The 20,017-nt window shown below is 69.7% G+C and carries 13 protein-coding genes and 1 pseudogene; 5 read left to right on the forward strand and 9 right to left on the reverse strand.

Annotated features, from left to right (window positions below):
* Positions 1-13 precede the first annotated feature (13 nt).
* Positions 14-895: an FG-GAP repeat domain-containing protein gene (locus AMK18_RS01545; protein WP_018100746.1), complete on the reverse strand. Its 882-nt coding sequence runs from the start codon at positions 893-895 to the stop codon at positions 14-16.
* A gap of 169 nt (positions 896-1,064) precedes the next feature.
* A complete protein-coding gene (locus AMK18_RS01550) occupies positions 1,065-1,901 on the reverse strand; it encodes an FG-GAP-like repeat-containing protein (protein ID WP_018100745.1) in 837 nt (278 codons plus the stop codon).
* Between the two features lie 270 nt (positions 1,902-2,171).
* On the opposite strand from AMK18_RS01550, the gene AMK18_RS01555 reads away from it, so the two are divergent.
* A complete protein-coding gene (locus AMK18_RS01555) occupies positions 2,172-2,432 on the forward strand; it encodes a GlsB/YeaQ/YmgE family stress response membrane protein (protein ID WP_018100744.1) in 261 nt (86 codons plus the stop codon).
* Between the two features lie 72 nt (positions 2,433-2,504).
* Here the strand turns inward: AMK18_RS01555 and AMK18_RS01560 are convergent, their stop codons facing one another.
* Entirely contained in the window at positions 2,505-3,884 is a 1,380-nt protein-coding gene (locus tag AMK18_RS01560; protein ID WP_073861358.1) for a GH1 family beta-glucosidase, read from the reverse strand.
* Positions 3,885-3,892: 8 nt separating this feature from the next.
* Entirely contained in the window at positions 3,893-4,747 is an 855-nt protein-coding gene (locus AMK18_RS01565; RefSeq protein WP_073862271.1) for a carbohydrate ABC transporter permease, read from the reverse strand.
* 153 nt (positions 4,748-4,900) lie between these two features.
* On the opposite strand from AMK18_RS01565, the gene AMK18_RS01570 reads away from it, so the two are divergent.
* Positions 4,901-6,148: an RNA-guided endonuclease InsQ/TnpB family protein gene (locus AMK18_RS01570; RefSeq protein WP_198956928.1), complete on the forward strand. Its 1,248-nt coding sequence runs from the start codon at positions 4,901-4,903 to the stop codon at positions 6,146-6,148.
* A gap of 13 nt (positions 6,149-6,161) precedes the next feature.
* Here AMK18_RS01570 and AMK18_RS01575 read toward each other — a convergent pair whose 3' ends face one another.
* Together AMK18_RS01575 and AMK18_RS01580 are read right to left on the reverse strand one after the other, a co-directional pair.
* On the reverse strand, positions 6,162-7,109 hold the full coding sequence (locus AMK18_RS01575) for a carbohydrate ABC transporter permease (RefSeq protein WP_073861359.1): 948 nt from the start codon (positions 7,107-7,109) through the stop codon (positions 6,162-6,164).
* Positions 7,110-7,121: 12 nt separating this feature from the next.
* Positions 7,122-8,351 carry an ABC transporter substrate-binding protein gene (locus AMK18_RS01580; RefSeq protein ID WP_018100740.1) on the reverse strand — a complete coding sequence of 410 codons (1,230 nt, stop codon included), beginning with the start codon at positions 8,349-8,351 and terminating at the stop codon, positions 7,122-7,124.
* Positions 8,352-8,620: 269 nt separating this feature from the next.
* Between AMK18_RS01580 and yicI the strand changes: the two genes are divergently transcribed.
* Positions 8,621-10,870, forward strand: coding sequence for an alpha-xylosidase (yicI, locus tag AMK18_RS01585; protein WP_073861360.1), 2,250 nt, complete (start codon positions 8,621-8,623; stop codon positions 10,868-10,870).
* Here the strand turns inward: yicI and AMK18_RS01590 are convergent.
* Positions 10,839-12,011, reverse strand: a complete 1,173-nt coding sequence (locus AMK18_RS01590) for an alpha/beta hydrolase (protein ID WP_073861361.1) — start codon at positions 12,009-12,011, stop codon at positions 10,839-10,841. The genes yicI and AMK18_RS01590 overlap by 32 nt on opposite strands.
* Positions 12,012-12,169: 158 nt before the next feature.
* Between AMK18_RS01590 and AMK18_RS01595 the strand changes: the two genes are divergently transcribed.
* Together AMK18_RS01595 and AMK18_RS01600 are read left to right on the forward strand one after the other, a co-directional pair.
* Positions 12,170-13,051 (forward strand): LysR family transcriptional regulator, encoded by an 882-nt coding sequence (locus tag AMK18_RS01595; protein ID WP_202533223.1) that lies wholly within the window; start codon positions 12,170-12,172, stop codon positions 13,049-13,051.
* Positions 13,052-13,172: 121 nt separating this feature from the next.
* On the forward strand, positions 13,173-13,817 hold the full coding sequence (locus AMK18_RS01600) for a histidine phosphatase family protein (RefSeq protein WP_018100736.1): 645 nt from the start codon (positions 13,173-13,175) through the stop codon (positions 13,815-13,817).
* A 24-nt stretch (positions 13,818-13,841) separates the two neighbouring features.
* Here AMK18_RS01600 and AMK18_RS01605 read toward each other — a convergent pair.
* Both AMK18_RS01605 and AMK18_RS01610 read right to left on the reverse strand, forming a co-directional pair.
* A pseudogene (locus AMK18_RS01605) lies at positions 13,842-16,062 on the reverse strand (glycosyl hydrolase family 18 protein).
* A gap of 242 nt (positions 16,063-16,304) precedes the next feature.
* Complete coding sequence (locus tag AMK18_RS01610) at positions 16,305-19,871, reverse strand: GH92 family glycosyl hydrolase (RefSeq protein ID WP_073861362.1); 3,567 nt, start codon at positions 19,869-19,871, stop codon at positions 16,305-16,307.
* Positions 19,872-20,017: the final 146 nt, after the last annotated feature.

Consider the following 20,017-nt stretch of genomic DNA (forward strand, 5'->3'; position numbering starts at 1 on the left):
TCTCAAGGCCTGATCAGAACAGGAACTTGTAGCTGTCCCAGCCGCTCGTGCCGATCTGCTTCTTGGCCTTGTACGGGGCCGAGGCGTTGCCGGTGCCGCTGTACAGGTACAGCGCGCCGCCCTTGCGGGCGATCAGGTCGGTCTTGCCGTCCTGGTCGATGTCACCCGTGGAGATCAGGCGGTTGTACTGGTTCCAGCCGCTGCCGATCTGGGTGCGCTTGGCGAACGGCGCGTTCTGGTTGCCGGTGCCCTTGTACAGCCACAGGACGCCCGACTTGTCGCGCGCGACGACGTCGTTCTTGCCGTCGCCGTTGAGGTCGCCGTTGCCGGCGATCTCGCTGTAGATGTTCCAGCCGTAACCGGCCTTGATGCGCTTGGTGACCTTGCCGTTGCCGTACCCGAGGTAGAGGTAGAGGTCGCCCTTGGTGTCGACGGCGAGGATGTCACCGGCCGCGGCTCCACCGATCTGGCCGGGGGAGACGAGCTTGCTGTAGGTGTTGTAGCCGTAGCCGATCTTGACGGCCGACGAGTCGAACGGCAGCCAGCCCAGGTCACCGTTGCTCTCACGGAACCAGAGGCCGTCGCTCTCACCGTCGTTCTGGTGGTCGACCTGCATCATCGCGGTGACGCCGGTCCAGCCCTGGCCGTACTGCTCGCGGGCGGTGAGGCCGCCCTTGCCGTTCGGGCCGTAGGCGTACGCGATGCCCGCGGAGTTGACCGCGTAGAGCGAGAAGTGCGGGTTGGCGGCGGCAGCGGCCGCGGCGGGAGCCGCTGCCGGCTGGTCGGCCGAGGCGCCGAGCGAAGGCTGCGGGGCGTCGGCGGCCACGGCGGAGGTGCCGGTGGCGACGAGGGCGGCGGTGAGCGCCGCGGCTGCCGCGCGAGCGGCGGTACGCATGTGCTGCCGGCCAGTGGTTTTGGCCACAAGTACTCCATGGATCGTGAAGTGGGAGCGGCCCGCCGCACGTGGGCGGCGGGCCACCGATTCACGGAAATCGTGTCACGATTTCGTTCGTGAAACCTTCACGTTTCGTCATGAGTGTGTAACCACTGTGACGGTGACCGGCTCAGAAGAAGAGGCGGTACGTGTTCCAGCCCGAGGTGCCGATGAGGGCCTTCGGCTTGTACGGGGCGGCCGCGTTGCCGGTGCCCGCGTACAGGTACAGCTCGCCCTTGGCGTTGCGGGCGACCAGGTCGGTCCGGCCGTCCATGTTCAGGTCACCGGCGGCGAAGAGGGTGTTGTACTGGTTCCAGCCGCTGCCGATCTTGGTGCGCTTGGCGTACGGGGCCTTCTGGTCGCCGGTGCCCTTGTACAGCCACAGGACGCCCGACTTGTCGCGCGCGACGAGGTCGCCCTTGCCGTCGCCGTCCAGGTCGCCGTTGCCCGCGATCTGGGTGTAGATGTCCCAGCCGTAGCCGACCTTCAGGCGCTTGGTGACCGTACCGTCGCCGTAGCCCAGGTACAGGTAGACGTCGCCCTTGTTGTCGCGGGCGAGCAGGTCGCCGCCCTCGGCGCCGCCGAACTGGCCGACGGAGACGACGGTGTTGTAGATGTCCCAGCCGTAACCGATCTTCTTGGCCGGGGAGTTGCCCTCGTAGTAGTAGATGTTGCCCGAAGTGCCGAGCTGCCAGCGGCCGTCCGCGAGGTTGTCCGCGTCGTTGTCCACCAGGCCGACGAACTTGAGGTTCGTCATGCCGGTCTCGAACTGGACGCGCGCGGAGAGGGTGCCGTCACCCTGCGGCACGTAGGTGTACGCGTTGCCGGAGCCGTCGAGGCCGTAGAGGCCGAACATGGGCGCGTCGCCGGCCTCGGCGGCGGAGGCGGAGGCGGTGGCGGCGCCGGTGACGACCAGGGCCGCGGTTATCGCGGCGGCGGCGAGCCGACGGCCAGAGATCTTGGCCACGTGTGTTCTCCATGGGTGGTGGGACGAGGCGTGACGCGCCGCGGGATACGGGGACACGCCACGGAATTGAGGGTGATCCTTTCACGACTCCCTCACGTCTCCAAGGGTTTGTCGAAATGAGGCCAACCCCACGTCTTCGCCCCGGTATGCGGACACCGCGGGGGAACCGATCGCCCTTCGTACGAAGAGGAATGCGTACACCGGTGCATGCCGGGCATGCGGAAGTCAGCTTCCCGAAACCAGTCGGACAGCGGTAGAAGAGGAGTTGTCGTGTCATTTCTCTGGGCCATCATCGCGGGACTCATCATCGGCCTGCTGGCCAAGCTGGTCGTCCCCGGCCGTCAGCCCATCCCCCTGTGGCTGACCGTCCTGCTCGGCATCGTCGGCGGCCTCGCCGGCAACGCCCTCGCCAGCGCCTTCGGTGTGCGTGACACCGGGGGCATCGACTGGATCCGCCACATCTTCCAGATCGGTGTGGCCGCCGTGCTCATCGCCTTCATCAGCCCGATGTGGGCCCGACGACGCGCCTGACCGGGCCGCCCGTACGACGACGAACGCCCTGTCCACCGCCGCGTGCGATGGACAGGGCGTTTCCCGTGCCGCTCAGCCCCGGTGCGCCGCGATCAGCGCCTGATACCAGCGGTAGCTGTCCTTCGGGGTGCGCTCCAGGGTGTCGTAGTCGACCCGGACGATGCCGAACCGCTTCGCGTACCCGAGCGCCCACTCGAAGTTGTCCAGCAGCGACCACACGTAGTAGCCCCGCACATCCACGCCCGCGTCCATCGCGGACCGCAGCGCCGCCAGATGCGTCCGCAGGTACTCCACCCGGTCCGCGTCCCGCACCGCACCGTCCGGCTCCACGGCGTCGTGCTCCGCCGAACCGTTCTCCGTGATGTGCACCGGCGGCAGCGCGTCCCCGTAGGTGTCCTTCAGCGCGGTCAGCAGATCGGTGAAGGACTCCGGCACGACCGGCCAGCCCATCGCCGTCCGCCGCACGTCCGGGTACTGCCCCTCGGCGTACCGGTTGTCCGTGGCGACCCGCAGCGCGGGGTCCGGCTCGCGGTGCGGGGCGTCGGCCACCACGATCGGGCGGTAGTAGTTGATGCCCAGGAAGTCCAGGGGCTGGGAGATCAGGTCGAGGTCGCCCTCGCGCCGGAAGTCCTGGCCGGTGATCAGCTCGCCCCAGGTGTCCTGCTCGGTGGCCGGGTAGCGGCCCGCGAGGATCGGCTCCGTCCACACCAGGTTGTGCTGGGTGTCCGCGCGGACCACCGCTTGCCGGTCGGCGTCCGTCGGGGCGGCCGGGACGTTGCGGTCCAGGTTCAGCGTGATGCCCGCCTCGCGGACCCCCGCGGCGCGCAGGGCCTTCATCGCCAGGCCGTGGCCGACGAGCAGGTGGTGGGCGGCGGCCAGGGCGCCGCGCCCCTCCTTGGCGCCGGGCGCGTGCCGCCCCACGGAGTAGCCGAGGAAGGCGCTGCACCACGGCTCGTTGAGGGTGATCCAGCGCGGCACCCGGTCGGCCAGGTGCTCCGCCACGACCGCGGTGTACTCGCCGAACCGCTCGGCCGTCTCCCGTATCCGCCAGCCGCCCCGGTCCTCCAGGGCCTGCGGCAGGTCCCAGTGGTAGAGGGTGGCGGCCGGCTCGATGCCCGCCTCCAGGAGCTCGTCCACCAGCCGGGAGTAGAAGTCGAGGCCCTTCGGGTTCACCGCGCCGGAGCCCTCCGGCAGGATGCGCGACCAGGCGATCGAGAAGCGGTACGAACCGACCCCCAGCTCCCGCAGCAGCGCCACGTCCTCCCGGTAGCGGTGGTAGTGGTCGCAGGCCACGTCACCCGTGTCGCCGCCGTCCGTCTTCCCGGGCGTGTGGCTGTAGGTGTCCCAGATGGACGGGCCGCGCCCGTCCTCCCGGGCGGCCCCCTCGATCTGGTACGAGGCCGTGGCCGCGCCGAAGACGAAACCGGGCGGGAAGACCGGGAACTCAACCATGGATACCCCTACTTGACCGAGCCACCGGTGATCCCGGCGGCGATGTACTTCTGCGACAGGACGAGCAGCACCGCCGCCGGCACCGCGGACAGCACGGAAGCGGCCATCACCGAGCCCCAGTCGCCGACATGGGCGCCGATGTACTGGTAGATGCCCAGCGTGATCGGCTTCACGTCGTCCGTGGTGTTCAGCGTCAGCGCGAACATGAAGTCGCTCCACGCGTACAGGAACGAGAACAGCCCGGCCGTGATCAGCGAGTTGCGGCTCATCGGCAGCACGACCCGCACGAACGTCCGGAAGCGCCCGGCCCCGTCGACCTCGGCCGCCTCGATGACCTCACGGGGGATCGCCACCATGAACGACCGCATCAGCACGATCGCGAACGGTATCCCGAGCGAGGCGTCGGCCAGCATCAGACCGGCGTACGAGTTGACCAGGCCGAGATCCACGTACGCGCTGTACAGGGCGTTGGCGATGACGATGCCCGGCACCATCTGGGTGATCAGCGTGCCGAAGACGATCGTCCGGGTGCCGCGCAGCCCGAACTGCGCCAGCCCGTAGGCGGCGGGCGCCGAGACCGCCAGGCAGATGACGACCGCGCCGAGCGCCACCGCCAGCGAGGTCAGCAGATTGCCGCCCTGGTCGGTGAGTGCCGAGCGGAATCCCGACAGGTCCAGGCCGTGCGGGACGGGGTCGACCTCCAGCAGTCCGGACTCGGGCTGGAGCGCGGTGTTCACCATCCAGTAGAGCGGGAACAGCATCACGCACAGCACCAGGACGCCGAAGACGGTGGCGCCCCAGCGCCGCTTCGGCCGTCCGGTGGACCGCGTGGACGCGGCGGGGGTACGCACGGTGCTCGCCATGCCGGTCACCTTGATTCTCCCAGGGTGCCCCGTCCTTCAGTGCGGGGAGTAATGGGTCCTCGGTGCGGAGCCGCGAAGCGGCGGAGTTCGCTGCGCATTGGTTCTGGCCTGTGCTTTCTTTCGTTGTCAGTGGGGGCTGTTAGGTTGCGGATCATGGCGACGGAAGCGGCAGTTGGTCAGGGGCCCGGGCTTGCCCGGTACACCTTTCGGCTGCGTGGGTCGTCGTCCGCGCTCGCCCGGCTGGAGGCGGAGTGGGCGCGGTGCCGGTGGGTGTGGAACGAGTGCGTGGCGATGTCCCGCAAGGTCCACGCCGCGAACCGGGACGCGGTTGAGAAGGCGACGTGTGGTCCGGGCCGGCTCGACAGGTTGCTGACCGAGGCACGGCAGTCGATGTCCTGGCTGCGTGGGGGCGCTTCGGTTCCGCAGCAGCAGGTCATCCGGGACTTCGCCACGTCCCGGGCCAAGGCGGTCAAGGACATCAAGGCGAAGCTGCCGGTCAGGCGGCGGGCCGGGATGCCCCGCATGAAGCGCAAGCGGGACGCGCTGGCCACGCTGAATTACACGCAGCGCGGATTCCGCATGAAGGACGGCCGTCTGCACCTGGCGGGCGGCATCGTCCTGACGGTGGTGTGGTCCCGCGAGCTGCCGTCCGTGCCGTCCTCGGTGCGGGTGTACCGGGACAGCCTGGGGCACTGGTACGCGTCGTTCGTCGTCGCCACCGAGATCGAGCCGCTCCCCGCCACCGGGCGCGTGCTGGGTGTGGACTGGGGTGTCAGGGAGACCGCCACCACCACATCCGACGCCCACGACCTCTCCCACACCGGACACGGGAAGAGTGCGGCTCGGAAGCTGGGGCGTTATCAGCGGATGATGGCCCGCCGCCGCCCCGCCAAGGGCAAGGCCGCGTCGAAGGGCTACCGCAAGGCCCGACGGCAGGCGGCGAAGCTGCATAAGAAGGTGGTCCGGCAGCGGCAGGACACGGCGCGCAAGTGGGCCAAGGCGGTGGTCCGTGACCATGACGCGATCGCTGTCGAGGACTTCCGGCCGAAGTTCCTGGCGAACACCAGCATGGCGCGTAAGGCTGCCGACGCTGCGATCGGCGCTACGAAGACGGCCCTGATCGAAATGGGGCGCAAACACGGACGGGACGTCCGTCTTGTGTATCCCGCGTACACCACCATGGACTGCGCGTCGTGCGGAGCGAGAACCAAGCACGCACTTCCTCTTTCGGAACGTACCTACACCTGCACCGCGTGCGGGATCGTGTCCCCGAGGGACAAGAACTCCGCGCGCGTGATGCTGGTCCGGGCTGGTCTCAACCCGGCTGGTGCTGATCGTGTAAGAGCCGGTGGACCGCAGGTCCCTGGCCGACGTGAGCCAGGAATCCCCGCTCTTCTTTAGGGCGGGGAGGATGTCAATTCCCCTCGTTGCGGTTGGCCCGCAGGTAGAACACCGCGAAGACGGCGGAGATCAGGATCAGGATGTTGCCGACCACGGCACCCGCTCCGAAGTCCAGCTGGACGAAGGAGTTCTGGTACGTGAGGGTGCCCAGGGTCTGCGTGGAGTCGGCGGGTCCGCCGTCGGTGAGGGCCAGGATCAGGTCGAGGATCTTCACCGTCGACATGAAGCCGAGCACCAGGACCACGGTGATCACCGGCCGCAGCATCGGCAGCGTGATCGAGCGGAACGTCCGCCAGGCGGAGGCGCCGTCCAGCGAGGCGGCCTCGTACAGCTCCTTGGGGACCTCCTGGAGTCCGCCGTAGAGGATCACCATGTTGAACGGGATGCCGATCCAGATGTTCACCAGGATCACCGAGATCAGCGCCATGTTCGTGCTGGTCAGCCACGGGGTGTCGCCGCCGAGGCCGAGGGTGCCGAGGAAGGAGTTGAGGACGCCGGTGTCCTGGTCGAGGATGCGCCGCCAGACGACGCCCGAGACGACCATCGGGACCAGCCACGGCAGCAGGATGAGCGACCGGAGCACGCCGTTCAGCGGGAAGCGGCGGTTGAAGAAGACGGCGAGGCCGAGGCCGACGCAGAACTGCCCGATCAGCGAGCCGATCGTGAACAGGACGGTGTGGACCAGGGCCTTTCCGAAGAGCTCGTCGTTGAAGACCTTGCTCCAGTTGTCCGTTCCGTTGAACGGGGACTCGCCCGTGAAGAAGGTGGACGGCGAGTAGTCCTGGAAGCTCATCACGATGTTCCGGACGAGCGGGTAGCCGAAGAACAGCGCCATGAAGATCACGGCGGGGGCGATGAAGCCCCACTGGGCGAGCCGCCTGCGGCGCCGGACGCGGGCGGGGTTCGGCGGCTTCGCGGTCTTCGCGGTCACGAGCGCCGGGGCAGCGGTGGTGGTCGACATGGTTCGGATACCTCAGTTCCCGCTCGTCGCGCGCTTCTGGGCGCGGGTGAGGGCGGCCTCGCTCGACTCGCCGGTCAGGGCGGACTGGAACGCGCTCTGGAGCGCGAGGGAGACGGACGACCACCGGGCGCCGAGCTTGGCGGTACGCGAACGGGCCGTGGCGACCTGGTCGGCCAGGGCGTCGAGCTCCGGCACCTTCGTACGCCACTCGGCGGCGGCCTTCTCGTTGGCCGGGACCATCCAGCTGTTCCGCGCGTAGGTGATCTGCTCCTGCTCGCCGGACATGCAGCCGATGATCTTCGCGGCCGTCTTCTCGCGCTTCTCGTCACCGGTGTTGGGCACGGTCAGCACGCCGCCGCCCAGCGGGCCCACCGAGTCGTCGCCGGCCTTCGGGACCGGGATCTCGGCGATGCCCCAGTTCAGCCCCTTCCTGGAGTTCAGGGTCTCCACCTGCCAGGGGCCGTTGATCATCATCGCAGCGTTGCCCGCCATGAACTGGTCGTTCACGTCGGCCTGGGTCCAGTTGACCGTGGACTTGGAGAGCGAGCCGTCCTTGAGGAGGCTCTTCCAGTAGTCCAGCGCCCCGGCCACCTCGGGGCTGTCGAGCTTCGTCTCGTCGCCGCCGTTGGACCACATGAACGGCGTGAACTGGAAGACGCCGTCCTCCGCGCCGCCCGCGCTGAGCGCCAGTCCGTACCGCTTGCCGCTCGTGAGCTTCTTCGCGGTCTCGCGCATCTCTGCCCAGGTGGTGGGGACCTTCAGGCCGGCCTTGTCGAGGGTGTCCTTGTTGTAGAAGAGCGCCAGCGTGTTCACCGTCCGCGCGGCCCCGTAGTACGTCCCCTCGTACGAGCCGAAGTCCACGATCCCCTCGGGGATGTCCTTCGTGGTCAGCCCCAGGTCCTTCAGCGGGATCAGCCCGCCCGCGTCGGCGAACGTCGGCATCTCGGAGGCGTCCAACTGGAGCACGTCGGGCAGCGACTTCGAGGACGCCATCCGCAGCGCCTTGGTCATCACCTGCGAGGCCGGGACGCTCTGCTGCTCGATGGTCACCCCCAGCCGCTTGCCGCACCGGGCCAGCGTCTCGGCGTCCCAGCGGTGGTACGACTCGTCGGTCGAGGAGTTCAGGACGGTGTAGACGTCCGGGTCCCGCTGCTGGCCGCAGCCCGACAGGACCGCACCGCCGATCAGCGCGGAGACGACGGTGAGCGGGACGGCGACCCGTGGGGTGAAGCGGTTCGACATTCAGCTGCCTCTTGTCGGCAAGGGCCCGGGCGGCTGCGCTGCCGTCCGACCGATTTGTTTGCTGTCAGTACTAATACGGCATGAGGGCGTCCGTTTCTAGACCGTCCCGGTGACGCACAGGTCACACAGGGGAAACATGGCCGCTTGCGCGGGGTGTTCTAGCCCTTGTTCCGGCGGATCCCTGGGCTTTGGCGGCCGAATCGAAGCGCTTCGAAAAATATTTGTTTTGTGTACGATCAAAATCAGGAACCACAGGAACGGACCCCCCCATGAAGTTCACCGACGGCTTCTGGCAGATGCGAGACGGTGTCCACGCCTCGTACGCCACCGAACTCCGCGACCTCCGCCTCGACGCCGACCGCCTCACCGCCTACGCGGCCGTCCAGCGCGTGACGCGGCGTGGCGACACCCTGAATGCCCCGCTGATCACCGTGGAGGCGTACGCCCCCGCCGAAGGCGTCATCGGCGTCCGCGTCACCCACCTCGCGGGCAAGCGCCACCCGGGCCCCGACTTCGCCCTGCCCGGCGCCACCGGTGACCCCTCCGCCGCCACCCGCGAGGACGCCGGGGCCGCCGAGCTGACCAGCGGGCCGCTCACCCTCCGGGTCCCCGAAGGCGGCTTCGGCCTGGAGTTCCGGGACGCGGACGGGCGCGCCCTGACCGCCGCCGGACGCAAGGGGACAGCCTTCGCCACCACCGGCGACGGCGCGCACCACATGGTCGCGCAGCTCGCGCTGGGGGTGGGCGAGACGATCCACGGGCTCGGCGAGCGGTTCACGCCGTACGTGAAGAACGGCCAGGTGATCGACATGTGGCAGGCGGACGGGGGGACCAGCAGCGAGCAGGCGTACAAGAACGTCCCGTTCTACCTCTCCTCACGCGGCTACGGCGTCTTCGTCAACCACCCGGGCAAGGTCTCCTTCGAGGTCGGCTCCGAGGCGGTCGGCCAGGTGCAGTTCAGCGTCGAGGACCAGACGCTGGAGTACTTCGTGGTCGCCGGACCCACCCCCAAGGAGGTGCTGGCCCGCTACACCGCGCTCACCGGCCGCCCGGCGCTGCCCCCGGCCTGGTCCTTCGGACTCTGGCTGACCACCTCGTTCACCACCTCCTACGACGAGGCGACCGTGACCTCGTTCGTGGACGGCATGGCCGAGCGGGGCATCCCGCTCTCCGTGTTCCACTTCGACTGCTTCTGGATGCGCGAGTACCAGTGGTGCGACTTCGCGTGGGACCCGGCCGTCTTCCCCGACCCGGAGGGCATGCTCGCCCGGCTCAAGGACAAGGGCCTGCGGATCTGCGTCTGGATCAACCCGTACATCGCGCAGAAGAGCCCCCTGTACGCGGAGGGCGCGGCCCGGGGCTACTTCGTCCGCACCCGTGAGGGCGACGTCTGGCAGTGGGACAAGTGGCAGGCCGGCATGGCCCTGGTGGACTTCACCAACCCCGAGGCCACCGCCTGGTTCCAGGACAAGCTGGGCACCCTCCTCGGCCAGGGCGTCGACGGCTTCAAGACGGACTTCGGCGAGCGCATCCCCACCGACGTCGTCTGGCACGACGGCTCCGACCCGGAGCGCATGCACAACTACTACACGCACCTGTACAACAAGGCCGTCTTCGAGCTCCTGGAGAAGGAGCGCGGCCAGGGCGAGGCCGTCCTCTTCGCCCGGTCCGCCACGGCCGGCGGCCAGCAGTTCCCCGTCCACTGGGGCGGCGACTGCTGGTCCTCCTTCGAGGCCATGGCGGAGTCCCTGCGCGGCGGCCTGTCCCTGAGCCTGTCCGGCTTCGGCTTCTGGAGCCACGACATCGGCGGCTTCGAGGGCACCCCGGACCCGGCGGTCTTCAAGCGCTGGCTCGCCTTCGGGCTGCTCTCCTCGCACAGCCGGCTGCACGGCTCCTCGTCCTACCGCGTCCCGTGGGAGTTCGGCGACGAGGCGGTCGCGGTCGCCCGGCGCTTCACGGAGCTCAAGCACCGCCTGATGCCCTACCTGTACGGGGCGGCCGTCGAGGCCCACCGCACCGGCGTCCCCGTGATGCGCCCGATGCTCCTGGAGTTCCCGGACGACCCGGCCGCCCGCACCGCCGACCGGCAGTACCTGCTCGGCCCCGACCTCCTGGTCGCCCCGGTCTTCGGCGAGGACGGCGAGGTGGAGTACTACGTCCCCGAGGGCACCTGGACCCACCTGCTCACCGGCGAGACGGTCACCGGCCCGGCCTGGCACCGGGACACCTACGGCTTCGACAGCCTCCCGCTGCTGGTCCGCCCCGGCGCGGTCCTCCCGGTCGGCGCGGACACCTCCCGCCCCGACGGCGACTGGACGGAGAACCTCCAGCTGCGCGTGTACGCCCCCGAGGGCACCGGCGACCTCCGCCGCACGGTCACCGTCCCCGGCCTCACGGGCGAGCCCGCCGCCACGTACGAGGTGATCCGTGAGGGCGGCACGCTGCGGGTCACCGCCGACACGGACCGGCCGTACGAGGCGGTGACCGTCACGCCCGGGGCGAGCGTTCCCGCGATCTGACCCAGGCGGTGAACGCCTCGACCGCGTCCACCACCGCGTCGAACCGCAGCGAGTGGTACAGGTCGAAGGCGTGGTTCCCGCCGCGCAGCTCGGCGTACACGACCGGGTTCTCGGACGCGTCGCGCAGCCCCTCGGCGACCTCGCGGATGTCGTCGGCCGGCACCAGCGGGTCCAGGTCGCCGTGGACGATCAGCATGGGCGGCGCGTCCGGCCGGGCCCGGCCCAGCGGCGACGACTCGGGGCCCTGGTGCCAGTACGAGCCGAGGAAGCCGTTGAGCACGACGAGCCCGGAGACCGAGGTGTCGGCGTCCTCGAAACCCGGTTGGAACGCGGGGTCGTTGGGGGTCAGCGCGGCGATCGAGCCCATGTGGCCGCCCGCCGAACTGCCCGCCACGAACAGGGTCGAGGGGTCGGCACCGTACGCGTGGGCGTGCTCCCTCGCCCAGGCGATCACCCGCTTCAGGTCGATCATGTGCTCGGGGTGCCGGACCTGCGGCTTCAGCCGGTAGTTGGCGCTGATGGTCACCCACCCCCGGCTCGCCAGCCGGTACAGGAGCGGCAGCGACTGGCTGTTCTTGTGGCCGCCGCTGTAGTGGCCGCCGTGCATGTGGATCAGCACGGGCGCACCCTGCGGACGGGCCCGGTGGTGGTACACGTCGAGCAGATTGCGGCGCCCCGCATCCCCGTACGACAGGTTGGCCACGCGCCGCACATCCGAGCGGCGCTTCAGGATCGGCACGAACAGGACACGGAACCACGGGGGCCGGTGCCGCAGTCCCTGGGCGAGGTCCGCGTCGATCTCGGCGCGCCAGCTCTTGCCGAGACCCTCGGCCATCGCGCGCTCGATCCGGTCCCGATCGCCCCACGCGCGGTGGGCGATCACCGCGAGCCCGGGCGCGGTCAGAGCGGCCAGCGCGACGATGCACCAGGCGCCCGGCGAGTCCATGACGTCGTCCTGGGCGAAGGCCATCGCCGTCGGGACGAACAGCATCCAGAAGAAGGCGGCGAACGGCAGCTCGTTGGCGGCCAGCCCGAAGATGTAGCCGGCGCGGCCCAGCGGGTGCTCGAACGGCACCGGTCTCAGCGCACACCATGTGCCGATCGCGACGATCAGCACCGGGATCAGATATCCGACAGGCACGGCACCTCCTGGAACGGCAGCCGGGCCTGCCCACTCGTGCGCACCCCCGGTCGAGGGCAGCGCCCACCAGTCTTCACCGACGAGCGACAGGCATCAACGACGTTACTGGTAACGTCTTTTGACTCTGGACTAAAGAATCCGGGGGGCCGGGCGTGGAGATGCGGGAGATCGAGATATTCCTGACGCTCGCGGAGGAGCTGCACTTCAGCCGCACCGCCGAGCGGCTGGGCGTCAGCCCCGGCCGGGTCAGCCAGCTGGTCAGGAAACAGGAACGCCTCATCGGCGGCCCCCTCTTCGACCGCACCACACGCACCGTGCGCCTCTCACCCCTCGGCGAGCAGCTGTACGAGGCGCTGAAGCGCGGCCACGAGCAGATCACCCAGGGCATCGAAGCCGCCAAGGCCAGCGCCCGGGGCACCCGGGGCACCCTGACCCTCGGCACCATGGGCCCGTACGCCCTCCAGATCAAGGACACCCTCGACCTCTTCCAGGCCCGCCACCCCGACGCCCGCGTCCGGCACCGCGAGATCCAGCCCGCCTCACCGCTCGACCTCCTGCTGTCGGGCGACGTGGACATGGTCTACGTATGGCTGCCCGCCGAAGGGCCCGGCCTGACCGTCCTGCCGACCGCGCACACCTCCGCGCTGCTCCTGATGGTCTCGTCCCGGCACCCCTTCGCGGGGCGGGAATCCGTCTGCCTGGAGGACTTCGGCGACTGCGCCGTGGTCGAGGGCGGATCGATCCCCGCCGCCATGGAGGAGGTCCTCAACCCCCGGCACACCCCCTCCGGCCGCCCGGTCCGCCGGGGCCCCCGGGTCACCACCTGGCAGGAGGCGCTCAGCGTCGTCGCCTCGGGCCAGGCCACCGCCGCCGTCCCCGCCGAGACGCAGGACTTCTACGCCTGGCCGAGCCTGGCCTACGTCCCCATCCGCGACGCGCCCCCCTGCCGCTGGGCCCTGGTCTGGCGCACGGCGGCGGAGTCACCGCTCACCCGCGCGTTCGCCGAGGCGTCGTCCGACGCCGACCGGCTCAGGCACTGACGTCTCCCGGGCGCGCCCGCCCGCGCCGCCCCGGCCGGAATGCGATCGTGGACCGGCGGGTTAGCGCCTGTACGGAACGTGAACGCGAGCGGTAACAGCACTGAGAGCGGATGGCCTTCACATGGGCGAGCTGATCCTGATCCGGCACGGCGAGACCGAGTGGTCCCGCGACGGGCGCCACACCAGCCACACCGATCTGCCCCTGACGCCCCTCGGCGAACGCCAGGCCCGCGCCCTGGCCCCCCTGCTCGCCGACCGCTCGGTCGCGCTCACCCTGGTCAGCCCCCTGGTCCGGGCCCGGCGCACCGCCGAGCTCGCCGGGCTCGCCGCGCCCCGCATCACCCCGGAGCTGCGCGAGTGGGACTACGGCGGCTACGAGGGCATCACCACGGACGAGATCCGCCGCACCCGGCCCGACTGGAACCTCTGGACCGACGGGGTCGACGCCGGTCCCGCCGCCCACCCCGGGGAGACCCCGGCCGAGGTCGGGGACCGGGCGGACCGGGTGCTGGCCGAGGTCGCGGAGGCGGCCGGACGCGCCGGTGACGGGGACATCGTGCTCGTCGCCCACTCGCACTTCCTGCGCGTCCTGACCGCCCGTTACCTGCGCCTGACCCCGGCCGAGGGCACCCTCTTCCAACTGGCCACGGGCGCCGTGTCCCGGCTGGGCCGGGAGCACGGCAACCCGGTCATCACCGCGTGGAACGTCACCCTGCCGGAGAGCCTGTTCCCGGCGGCCGTTCCGGACACACCGGAACGGACCTGAGGGCAGCGGCCCGGCCCGGCGGCCTCAGCGCAGGCCGTCGGTCATCGCGTTGAGCAGGGTGCCCGAGGCGTCGTCGTTCTCCAGCGAGAAGGCGAACATCCCGGCCAGGCCCTTGCTCTTGGCGTAGTCCGCCCGTGCCTGGATGGCGCGGGGGGTGTCACCGGTCCAGAAGTTGGTGCCGTCGTAGATCCAGGAGCTCTCGGTGACGGGGTCCCAGTGGGTCTGGGCCTCCGTCGCGTTCAGTTCCTTCCAGGCGGCGAGCCCCGCCTCCTGGCTCAGCTGCTTCGCGGGCGTGGGGCCGGTGGCCGACTGGTAGAGCCCGAAGTCGCCGCCGGCCGGGACGCCGGTCCAGCCGCGCCAGTAGAAGGGCACGCCGAGCACCAGCTTGGAAGCCGGGAAGCCGCCCGGGATGCCGTAGTCGGGCAGTCCGTCGGTGTACGCGGTGACGGCGGTGTCGAGGTTGTACTTCGCGGTACCGGGCGCGATCGGCGTCGTCGGGTCGGCGGGGCTGTCGTGCAGCGGGTCCTGGTGGTTGGTGGGCCCGGTGGCGTCCCAGGATCCGTGCATGTCATACGTCATGACGTCCGCGTAGTCCAGGTAGTCGCCGATCCGGTCGGTCTCCAGGTACGCGATCTTGTCCTGGCCGCTGGGCAGGGCCGCGGTGAGCAGGAACCGCTTGCCGACCGTCGCGCCGTACGCGTCGAGTTGCGTGCGGAACTCCTTGAGCAGGAGCGTGAAGTTGGCCTTGTCGGCGGGGGAGTAGTGGTTGCCGGTGTGACCGCCGGCCGAGCCCGGGTACTCCCAGTCGATGTCGATCCCGTCGAAGATGCCGGCCGCGGACGCGGGGCCGCCGGACGGGTCGCCCTGGACGTTCTTCGGCAGGTTGCCCTTCATGAACATGTCGATGCAGGAGGAGACGTACGCCTTCCGGGAGGCGTCGGTCGCGGCGGCGTCGGAGAAGTACTTGGAGTAGGTCCAGCCGCCCAGCGACACGGTGAACCGCAGGTTCGGGTACTTCGCCTTCAGCGCGCGCAGCTGGTTGAAGTTCCCCTTCAGCGGCTGCTCGTAGACGTCGGCGGTGCCGTCCACGCTGTCCGCCGCCGAGACGTCGGCCTGGTAGTCGGCGTAGGCGTCACCTGCACCGTCGCCCGCGTTCGGGTTGTCCTCGTTGCCCGCGTCGGACGCCTTGATCGTCTCGAAGCACTTGTGCGTCGTGGGATGAATGTTCTCGAACGCGTAGGTGACCACGTCAAGACCGGCGGCGGCCCCGCTGGTGCCGATGTGCTTCGGGTAGTAGGCGTTCTCGTAGATGCCCCACTGGTCGAAGTAGGCGGAGGCGTACGGCTTCGCGGCGGGCGCCGCACCCGTCTTCACGGTGACCGCCGTGGACTGGGCGGAGGCGTGCGAGCCCTGGTAGCCCTGCACGGTGAAGGTGTAGGCGTGGTTCGGCAGCAGCGAGCTGACGGCGACGGTGGTGCCCATCGAGGTCGCCACCAGCTGTCCGCCCGACCACACCTTGTACGAGGCGATGGCGCCGTCCTGCGAGGAGGTCGTCGACCCCTTCCACGTGAGGACCGCCGCGTTCCCGGTGACCTTGGACGCGGTCAGCGCCGTGGGCGTGGTGACCTTGCCGTCACCGGCGGGCCCGTTGGGGTCGGTGGGCGGGTCGGTCGGGTCCGTGGGGGGGATCAGTCGGGTCGGTGGGCGGGTCGGTGGGCGGGGTCGTGGAGCCGCCGCCCGGTCCGGTGAGGCTGAGATCGTCCGCATGGTAGGCGCCCTGTCCGTACCAGCCGTGCGTGTAGACCGTCACCGTGGTGGTGTTCGCACCGGTCTTGAAGGTCGTGGACAGCTTCTGCCACGAGGAAGCGGAGGGCGCCCAGGCGCTCGCGTCCACCCCGGTGCCGGTCGCGCCCAGGTAGACGTACGAGCCCTGCACCCATCCGGACAGGGTGTACGAGGTGTTGGGCCGCACGGCCACGGTCTGGCCGCACTGTCCGGTGTCGGCGGCGGTGGCGTTGCCGGCCAGGCCGCCGGATCCGCTGTGCGCGGTGGAGGTGACCGAGCCCCCGTTCGTGCAGGTCCAGCCGCTCAGGGAGCCGGCCTCGAAGCCGGCGTTGGTGAGGAGTTCGGCGTCGGCCGCGGCGGCGTGGCCGGGGACGGCGGCCAGGGCGGCCCCGGAGGCGACGAGCACGGCGGCGACCGCCAGCGCTCCGTTGCGTCGGGCGCGGGTCGCCGGCCCGCGCACTTGCGCGGTCGGGGAGCCTGCTGGGCGTGCGGACATCGTGCCACCTCCGGATACGGGTGCGGTTTATGTGTGCATGCCAGACGGCCGTCTTGTACGGAGATTGGACTGGACCAATGCGCCGGGTCAAGCGTGGAGCGGGACTTGGGAGAAACTTGGTGTAGACCAATTTCGGCCGAACCCGCCGTACGCAGCACGACCGGGCGGGACCAGAAGGCCCCGCCCGGTCGTGTCGCACAGCTCGGTCAGGCGATCAGCTCCACCTCCGCGAGCGACGCCTCACCGTCGAACACCAGCCGGTAGTGCGCGTACGAGCCGGGGGACTTCACGGAGAAGGCCCGCGTCTGTTTGTCCCAGGCGAAGGACTGGCCGGACCGCTTGTCGAGGTCCTTCCAGCTCTTGCCGTCCGACGAGCCCTGGAGCACCCAGCCCTTCGGCGCCGTCGCCTTGGCGGCCGAGGTCAGCGTGTACTGGACGCCCTTGGCGGCGGACGGGACGGGCAGCTCGACCGTGGCGGCGGTGCCGGTGGTGGCCGAGGTGTTGTCGAAGAGCGGGCCCTCGCCCTTCAGCACGTCCTTCCGCGGGGACGGCACCTGGTCGTCCTTGGTGATGGAGACCGGCGCGGCGTCCTTGCCGGTGCCCCAGGCGGACGGCTTGGGGCCCATGTCGAAGTCCAGCGTCCCGCCCTTGGCCAGCAGGTCGTGCGGCAGCGAGGTGGAGGTCCACTTCTTGCCGTTGACCTTCAGACCCTGTACGTAGATGTTCTTCGCGCTGTTCTTCGGCGCCTTCACGACCAGCGTGCGGCCGTTCTCCAGGTGCACCGTCGCCTTGGTGAAGAGCGGCGAGCCGATCGCGTACTCGCCACTGCCCATCACCAGGGGGTAGAAGCCGAGCGAGGAGAAGAGGAACCAGGCCGACTGCTCGCCGTTGTCCTCGTCGCCGTGGTAGCCCTGGCCGATCTCGCTGCCCGTGTACAGACGGCCCAGGACCTCGCGGACCTTCTCCTGCGTCTTGTACGGCTGCGAGGCCGCGTCGTACATGTACGTGACGTGGTGGGCGACCTGGTTGCTGTGCCCGTACTGGCCCATCCGTACGTCACGGGCCTCCGTCATCTCGTGGATGACGCCGCCGTAGCTGCCCGCGAACTCCGGGGTGCCGGTCTCCGGGGTGGCGAAGTACGTGTCCAGCTTCTTGGCGAGCCCGTCGCGGCCGCCGTACAGGTTGGCCAGGCCCTTGCTGTCCTGCGGAGCGGTGAAGGCGTAGCCCCAGCCGTTGGTCTCCGTGTAGTCGTAGCCCCAGACGCGCGGGTCGTACAGACCGGACGGCAGCCGCCAGTCGCCCTTGGCGTCCTTGCCCTGGAAGAAGCCGGCCTTGTCGTCGAACAGCTCCACGTAGTCGCGGGCCCGGTTCATGAAGTACTCGGACTCGTCCTTGTAGCGCTGCTCGTGCGTCTTCTTGTACAGCGCCTCGCCCATCTTGGCGATGCCGTAGTCGTTGACGTAGCCCTCCATCGACCAGGACATGCCCTCGTGGGTCGTGGTGTCGGCGTACCCGGTGAACGGGGACGTCTCCATGCCCTTGCGGCCCACGCCCGAGGACGGCGGGACGACCGTGGCGTTCTTCACGGCCGCGTCGTACGCCGCCTTCGCGTCGAAGTCCACGCCCTTGACGTACGCGTCGGCGAACGCCACGTCCGAGGAGGTGCCGGTCATCAGGTCCGCGTAGCCCGGCGAGGACCAGCGGGAGATCCAGCCGCCGTCCTTGTACTGCTGGACGAAGCCGTCGACCATCTCACCGGCCTTCTCGGGCGTCAGCAGCGAGTAGGCCGGCCAGGTCGTCCGGTAGGTGTCCCAGAAGCCGTTGTTGACGTACACCTTGCCGTCCACGATCTTCGCGCCGGTGTGCGTCGGGGTGTCCGAGCCGACCTGCGGCGAGAAGGGGGAGGCGTACTTGTCCTTGCCGTCGACCCGCTCGGAACCCGAGTTCGGGTAGAGGTAGAGCCGGTACATGCTGGAGTACAGCGTGGTCAGCTGGTCGGCGGTGGCGCCCTCGACCTCCACCTTGCCGAGCAGGTCGTCCCAGGCGTCCTGCGCCTTGTCCTCGACCCGCGCGAAGGAGCGCGAGGCGGGGATCTCGGCGGCCAGGTTCTTCTTCGCCTGGTCGATGCTGATCAGCGAGGTCGCCAGGCGCAGGTTCACCGTGCGGTCCTTGCCGGCGTCGAAGCGCAGGTAGCCGGTGACATCGTCACCGCCGCCGCCCGAGAGCTTGCCGCTCGCGGTGACCGGCGCGTCGAAGACGCCGTACACGAACAGGCGCGTCGCGCCGGTCGACAGGCCGCTCTTCACGTCGGAGAAGCCGGTGAACGAGCTGGTCGCCGGGTCCAGGGTGAGCCCGCCGTCGTTGGAGACGTTGTCGAAGACCATGCTCGCGTCCTTGCCCGGATACGTGAACCGCATCCGCGCCGCGTGGTCGGTCGGCGTCATCTCGGCCTTGAGGCCGTTCTCGAACGTCACGCCGTAGTAGTGCGGCCGCGCGGTCTCGTTCTCGTGCTTGAACGGCAGCGCGCGAGCGGTCCGCGAGGCGTCCGGGGTGCCGGAGGCCGCCGAGGGCATCAGCTGGAAGGTCTGCCGGTCGCCCATCCAGGGGCTCGGCTCGTGGCTCGCGGCGAACGCCTGCAGGGTGGGCAGGTTGTCGTCGTTGTTGCCCCGCGCGTAGTCGTAGAGCCAGCTGGTCGAGCCGGCGTTGGTGACCGGCGTCCAGAAGTTGAACCCGTTGGGGACCGCCGTCGCGGGGAAGTTGTTGCCGCGCGAGAAGGAGCCGCTGGAGTTGGTGCCCCGGACGGTCGAGGCATAGTCCGAGAGGTGCGCCTTGCGCTTCTCGGGCTTCGTGGGCGCGATCTTCAGGTCGTCGATCCAGCCCTGGAACTTGGCCGTGCCCTTGGGGGAGTCGTACGCGACCAGGATGCGGTCGATCGTCTTGCCCGCGGCGACGGTGCCGATGCCGGCCTCGACCTTGTTCCACTGGTTGACGTAGAGCCGCTTGGCGTCCGCCTGGCCCTGCGGCGTCAGCAGCCCGCCGTTGGTGTCGGTGGCACGCAGGTCGCTGAGGTAGGTGCCGTCCGTGAAGGCCAGGTCCACCGCGACGTGCGTGGCCGGGTACGACAGGTCCGTCTCGCCCATCTGCGGGTAGACCAGGTAGGACAGCTCGGTGTCCCGCTCGACGCGCGTGTTGACGTCGAAGACCTTGTTGTACGAGTACGCCCGGCCGTCCGCCTTGTGGGTGCCCGCGTACCGCAGCGCCTTCTTGCCGGTGAAGCCCGCGCCGGACTTGGCGGTGGGGGAGCCGGAGGGGCCGTTGCTGATCTGCGTGAGCATGTCGGAGGGCGCGGGGGCGGAGGTGTCGCCGTCGGAGAACTGGACGTCGGCGAGCTGGGTGGCGTCGGTGGCGCCGTTGTTCTTCGTGATGTTCAGGCGGAAGTGCTGGTACGCCTTGTCCGTCTCGAAGTCGTACGACTTGGTCTGGAAGCGCTCGCTGAAGGTCTGGCCCGTCCGGGTGTCCAGGTCGGTCCAGGTCTTGCCGTCCTCGGAGCCCTGGAGCGTCCAGTCCTTGGGGTCGCGCTCGTCGTGGTCGTCGGCGGAGGTGAGCGCGTACGTCACGACCTTCACCGGCTCGGTGAGGTCGAACTCCAGCCAGGCGGTGGGCTCGAACGACAGCCACTTCGTGCCGGATTCGCCGTCCACGAGGTTTTCCTTCACCTCCCCGCCGCCGGTGTTCTCGTCGCTGGCGCGGACGTCGGTGACCCGGTCGGTCACATTGCCCGGTATTCCGGAGGAGAATCCGCCATCGATACCCGATGACCGCTTCTTTCCGTCGGGGCCCTCTTCTACGGAATTACGCCAGTCCGGTTGCTTTTCGTCCTCTTCGAAGGACGTGCTGAACGTCCGGTCACCCGTGGGCC

The organism is Streptomyces sp. CB01249 (genome assembly GCF_001905735.1).
In the GTDB taxonomy this organism is placed as follows: Bacteria; Actinomycetota; Actinomycetes; order Streptomycetales; family Streptomycetaceae; genus Streptomyces.